Here is a 539-nt window from a genome sequence, read left to right on the forward strand (position 1 = left end):
GCATCCCTCACTCTGGCGACACACGCCCCTCACACACTGCGAACCGGATCCCTCGCTTCAGCGGAACACACCTCCACCCCCGACGGAACGGGCCCCGCTCGGAACGCGACGCTTCCACCGAAGGGGACGGACCTCGCCCCCTGCCGGAGCGCACGCTCCCCTGATTCCCCGCGCCGAAGGCGCTGGGGTTACGCGACCAGGACGGATTGGGCGGAGGGAAGAATTTGGAAGGTGGCGGGGAGGGCGCCTGCGGGTTCGCCGTCGGCAGTGGCTGGGGCGCCAGGGGCGGTAAGGGTTATGTCTGTGGCGCGGTATTGGTGGACTGCCGGGTGGTCTACTCGTTTGCCTGAGGAGAGGGCGGGGAGGAGGCGGATCATGTCGAGGCGGGGTAGGGCTCCTACGACGGTCAGGTCCAGGAGGCCGTCGTCGATGATCGCGTCGGGGCAGATCTGCATGCCGCCGCCGTAGCTGCGGGTGTTGCCGACCGCGACCATGATGGCATCGGCTTCGAGAATGGTGGGCTCGGATTCGCCCGGGAC

General features: G+C 68.5%; 1 pseudogene. It reads right to left on the bottom strand.

Annotated elements, in window-relative coordinates:
- Window positions 1–188 precede the first annotated feature (188 nt).
- Window positions 189–539: pseudogene (locus NP4_RS41950) on the bottom strand (hypothetical protein); the annotation flags it as partial.

Source organism: Nocardia pseudobrasiliensis NBRC 108224, assembly GCF_001613105.1.
Lineage (GTDB): Bacteria > Actinomycetota > Actinomycetes > Mycobacteriales > Mycobacteriaceae > Nocardia > Nocardia pseudobrasiliensis.